We start from the raw sequence: 5,473 nt of genomic DNA on the forward strand, positions 1-5,473 counted from the left end.
AGTGGTAAAGATGAAAGGTAAAGCCTTTTTTTCTGTTACAAAGAATGAAAATGCTCCGTTTTTGGTATATGGACAATATTCAGCAACGAAGGTTCTCGGAACCAGGTTTCAAATAAATGAGCAGAGAGCCGATTCGATTACAGAAATCTATGTGGAATCAGGGAAAGTGTACTTTTCCTCTCTTTCTCAGGAAGATGGCGGAGTAGTTTTGACTAAAGGAATGAAAGCCATGCTGCCTTTTACCGGAAACCAACCTCATGTTGCAGAGCAATCTGTTTTAAATCCTTTGGCTTGGGCTGACAATACGTTTGTGTATGAAAGTACTCCGGTAATGGATGTGCTGGAAGAGTTGTCAGATTTTTATGGAGTAACGCTTTCTACTCCGGAAACAGACAAAAAACTCACGGCAGAATTCAGGACAGATGATTTGGATAATATTCTGGCAATTGTGGAACAGACATTAGAGATAAAAATACAAAAAGAATAGAAAGCAGCTTATGAAATGGGTAAATGGGTGCGTGGGTATTTAGGATCCTTATAACGGTAATTTTTTGTCTCAAAATATGCCAAGTAGGGGCCCGAGAGGAAAAAGTGACCATCAGGTCTGTAATTGAACGATTGAAAGGGAAGCATGAAGTCATGTTTGTATATGATTCTTCTCTTGACCTGAATGTGGCGTGTAAAGTAACTCACATAAAAGGAAAAAGCCTGGAAGATAACCTGGAAGAAGTATTTTCTGGAACAGATATAAAATATGAGGTGAAAGGTAGCTATGTATTGCTTAGCAAAATCAGAAAATACACTTTAAGCGGGTATGTATATCAGGATAATGGCGAAGCCGTAATTAATGCGACTGTTTGGGATATTACAACTGGAGATGGAACCTTGACTGATAATCATGGGTTTTTCAGTATCATGTTGCGTGAAGGATATCATAAGATTAGGGTGTCTTGCATTGGGGCTGGTGAAAATATCTTGGAGATTGACTTGAAAAGTAATAGGATGGAGACTGTATTGTTGAAGTCTGGTTATAAACTGGAAGAGGTGGTGGTCGTCACCGATTTGAATACTCCTCTTACCATATCTCATACTGGAAAAGAATCGATTAAATCGGAAGATTTTGAAAAAGGAATTTATTTTATGAGTTCTCCCGATGTTGTCGCTGCGTTACACAATATGTCGGGTATAGCTTCGGGAGCTGAACCGATGTCCGGACTTTATGTGCATGGAGGAAATCACGATGAAAATCAAGTCGTTCTGGACGGGGCGCCACTTTATCATGTAAACCATGTTGGAGGATTGTTTTCTGCATTCAATACGGATGTTGTCAGGAATGTAGATTTTTATAAAAGCGGTTTTCCTGCCAGATATGGTGGGAGGCTGTCCTCAGTATTGGACGTACGTACGCGTGATGGTGATATGCATGAATTTCATGGAAAGTTCGCTTTGGGGCTGATGGATGGAAGAATACAAGTAGAAGGGCCGATTATAAAGCAGACTACTTCATTTAATGTGGCTATACGGCGTACTTGGCTGAATCTGGTTCATGTCCCTCTTCTGGATATGATAAGTACAAAGCGTGGAGGAGGAGAGAAAACTACTTATTTATTTCATGATATCAATGCGAAAGTATCTCATATCTTTTCTGAAAAAAGCCGGGCAAATATTTGTCTTTATTCAGGGCGGGATTATGTAAAAATAGACGATAGACACACTTATGATGAAGAGGAGAGGATTGAGGATGAGAGACTTTGTCTGAGATGGGGCAATGTGACTGCTTCTGCTCACTGGGAATATATTTTTTCTCAGAAGCTGTTTATGAGTTTGTCGGGAATTTATACCCATAGTTCTTCGGAATACCACTATCAGAGTCAAATGTATTCTGTTTATGGTGGGAAGAAAGCTCAAAGCAGGGAGGAAACAAGATCGAACCTTTCTACGATAGACGACCTGGGTTACAGGCTGGAGTTTGACTATAGCCTGAATAATAGACACAGACTGCGTTTGGGGTCCAACTATGTGAACCATCGTTTGCGGCCTCAGGATTTTCAAACGCATGATAGCGAGGCCGGACGATTGGGGTATGATGCCAAAGAAGGTCAGGCAAAGGTATTATATAGTGGGAATGAGTTGGCATTGTTCGTGGAAGATGAAATGACATTAAATGAAAAGCTGCGTTTGAATGCCGGGCTACGTTATAATTTATTTTGTCTGTCCAGAAGCAAAAGTTCTTCTCTTGAGCCTAGACTGTCTTTTAATTATAGGGTGGATAGGAATACTTCACTGAAAGCCTCGGTCACAAAAATGACTCAGTATATGCACAAACTATCTAGCACTTATCTGAACATTCCCATTGACTGTTGGGTTCCTTCTACAAATAATACGGGTTATTCTTATTCATGGCAATTTGCAGCTGGCATATATAACACACTGTCGGATAATCTTAATATGAAAGTAGAAGGTTTTTATAGAACCTTGGGAAATTTGATAGAATATAGTGGAATAAACCGATTGAATCCTTCCGCTGTAGATTGGGAGAGTAATGTCAGTAGAGGAAAGGGAGAGTCTTATGGCGTTGAATATGATATGACGTACATCACAGACAAGTTGGGGCTGGATCTTTCTTATACCCTGTCTTGGAACCGGCGTTTTTTCCCGGATTTTCATGATGAGTGGTTTCCTGACAAATTTGATAACCGACATAAACTGAACATTTCATTTAATTATAAGTTACACAAAAATATCGAAATGTATGTTTTGTGGCGTTTTCATAGTGGGAACCGGTTTACCCTCCCTCTGCAGGTGGTTTCTTCACCATTTATGCCAGGGGATGATATTCGTCCAATAAACCTTTTGATATATGAGGCTCCCAACAATGCGCTTCTGCCGGCATATCATAGACTAGACTGCGGAATGAAGTTCAGAAAAACTACAAAATGGGGATTGGAGCAGCTTTGGGATGTGTCACTTTATAATGTGTATGCCAGACGTAACACCTTCTATGCAGAGCCGATACAAGAAAAGGATGGGACATTGGGGTGGAAAACGATAGGTGGACTTCCGCTTTTTCCGTCATTTTGTTATACAATTAAATTTTAGAGAAATGAGAATAATATTGGCAGTCTGTCTGCCGGTGATATGTATGTGTTTTGCTTGTGACAGCGAACTCGTGACCGATAAGGTTACAGGAGAAAGCAAGCTCGTGTTATATTGCATTCCTTCCAATACCAGTGATACGACATTCATTCAACTGTTGTGGAGTAAACCATTGAATGGAAATCAGGTATCAGAGAGAAGTATAGCTGGAACTATGATTTCGTTTTGCTTGAATGGAGAGGAAAGAGCGATAGAGTCTGCCGATAAGTTAGCAGGGCATCGCCCGGAAAACACCTTTTATACGGTCGGTACATTGAAAGAAGGCGATGAAATAGAGGTACGGGTTAGTTGTCCAGGAATTCCTGTTATTACAGCTCGTACCATAATTCCCTCCGCCTTTCCACTTGAAAAAGTGGAGGGATTCAGTAAGGCCATTTTAGGACAGACAGCCGTTGGATTTCGAATTACCTTCCAGGATTGTGCAACGACGAAAGATTATTATGGAATAAAGATATTGTGTAAAACGTTGCCCGAAGAAAGTACTCAGAGGGAGGCTTGCCAATCTACAGTCAAGTCGCTTGCTCTAAATGTGGAGAGTGAGCCTTTGATGAATGACAAATTCGAGGTTGATGATATTTTTTACTTGTCTAATGACTACTACCGTAATTTGTATATATATGAGGATGAGAAGATAAGTGGGCAAACGTATACTTTGAATTTCGACTTTATGGCGCAAAATACTTCTACCTCTGTGTCAGGCAAGGTGTTTTATAAAGTCGTTTTGTTTACCTTGTCCAAAGAGTTATATAAGTATCTGTGGTCAGTAAATAGATTAAATAATAATGAGCTGGGAAAGGTAGGTCTGGCACCCATATATAAAAAATATACTAATGTGGTCAATGGAGTGGGGATTGTGGGTGCCTGTAATATTTATGAAACGGAGTGGATGGATGCCTCCTTATTTTGTAAATGACAGGTTTTTTCGTAATATAAGTTAAATCATATGCAAGGGAATAGTACTAAATAGGCTTTTTCTTCCCATATGAGCGGGACAGGATAAAAAAAAGAAATCAGAACAAAAAAGAAATAAGTATATAGAACTGTTCCGCTTTTAAGATATGCGAAAACAACAACTAGACAAGAAAAATGAACTTAGGAAACTTTGTTTACTGTTGCTTGCTTTTCTATTCTGGCAACACATTGGTGCGCAAACAATGGCGTCTCACGATTCTGTCCGTATATTTTTCAGACAGGGTATTGATACGCTTGATTTAAAGTACAGATCCAATCAACAGACGTTGGATTTGTTTGCCCGGCGTTTGTTGGAGCTTAGTGCTCGCCGGGGGCAATACCACAACGTGCGTATACTTTCTTCAGCCTCTCCTGAAGGACCTTCTTCTTTGAATGAAACCTTAGCAAGAAATCGTGCCGAAGTACTTGTTGAGTATATACGTCACAACGCATTATTAAAGGATGTAGAATTTGATGTGATTCCTGTGGAACTAGATTGGAGTCTGTTCCGGGAACTCGTGGCAAATTCAGACTTGCAGGAAAAAGAGCAGGTGTTATACATTATTACGCAAGAGCCGCAGTCTGTACGGAAGAAACTTCTAAAGGATTTGAAAGGTGGAAACGTATGGGATAGAATGCTTCATACTCTATATCCTGATATGCGTACTTGTGTTCTTTATATAAACTATGCTGATTCGGTGAATGTTGAATCTCCTGAGTTTATAAAACCGGATATTTCTCCGTCTGCTTACGCTCTTGAATTACCTTCCCAGAATTCTAGAACAGAAAAAGAGAGTCACTTTATTATGGGCTTGAAGACTAACCTGCTGTATGATGCGCTTGCAGTTCCTAATTTAGGCGTGGAGTTTTATCTTGGAAAAGGTTGGACTGTTGGAGCCAATTGGATGTATGCGTGGTGGAAAAGTGACAAGGTGCATCATTATTGGCGTGTATATGGCGGTGATTTTGCTGTGCGCAAGTACTTTGGAAAAGTGGCATCAGGAAGACCTCTTTCAGGGCATCACCTAGGTTTATATGGACAGTTGCTGACTTATGACTTTGAATTAGGTGGACGTGGATACATGGGAGGAAGGCCTGGAGGTACATTATGGGATAAATCCAATTATGGAGCAGGTCTTGAATATGGTTATTCTTTACCGATAGGCAAAAGATTGAATCTTGATTTCTCATTAGGACTTGGCTATTTAGGAGGAACCTATTATGAATATCTGCCGATTGACAAGTATTATGTGTGGCAGGCTACTAAACAACGTTGCTGGCTAGGACCTACCAAAGTGGAAGTTTCTTTAGTCTGGCTTTTGGGCAGTAATTTAAATCACTGGAAGAAAGGAGAATAAAACAATGA

Annotated in this window: 4 protein-coding genes; all 4 read left to right on the forward strand. The window is 40.1% G+C overall.

The features are described from left to right. A partial coding sequence (locus tag ACMJ0U_RS06450; protein WP_417128986.1) for a FecR family protein occupies positions 1-487 on the forward strand: 487 nt, incomplete at its 5' end. Between the two features lie 23 nt (positions 488-510). Then, complete coding sequence (locus ACMJ0U_RS06455) at positions 511-3,099, forward strand: TonB-dependent receptor domain-containing protein (protein ID WP_417128987.1); 2,589 nt, start codon at positions 511-513, stop codon at positions 3,097-3,099. A gap of 4 nt (positions 3,100-3,103) precedes the next feature. Beyond that, on the forward strand, positions 3,104-4,069 hold the full coding sequence (locus tag ACMJ0U_RS06460; RefSeq protein ID WP_417128988.1) for a DUF4249 domain-containing protein: 966 nt from the start codon (positions 3,104-3,106) through the stop codon (positions 4,067-4,069). A 145-nt stretch (positions 4,070-4,214) separates the two neighbouring features. Then, on the forward strand, positions 4,215-5,465 hold the full coding sequence (locus ACMJ0U_RS06465; protein ID WP_417128990.1) for a DUF3575 domain-containing protein: 1,251 nt from the start codon (positions 4,215-4,217) through the stop codon (positions 5,463-5,465). The last annotated feature ends 8 nt before the right edge of the window (positions 5,466-5,473 follow it).

The organism is Phocaeicola sp., assembly GCF_048170425.1.
In the GTDB taxonomy this organism is placed as follows: Bacteria; Bacteroidota; Bacteroidia; order Bacteroidales; family Bacteroidaceae; genus Phocaeicola.

Coding starts and splice junctions, on each gene's coding strand:
- ACMJ0U_RS06455 (WP_417128987.1), top strand. CDS start 511: ATGGGTGCGTGGGTATTTAGGATCCTTATAACGGTAATTTTTTGTCTC.
- ACMJ0U_RS06460 (WP_417128988.1), top strand. CDS start 3,104: ATGAGAATAATATTGGCAGTCTGTCTGCCGGTGATATGTATGTGTTTT.
- ACMJ0U_RS06465 (WP_417128990.1), top strand. CDS start 4,215: ATGCGAAAACAACAACTAGACAAGAAAAATGAACTTAGGAAACTTTGT.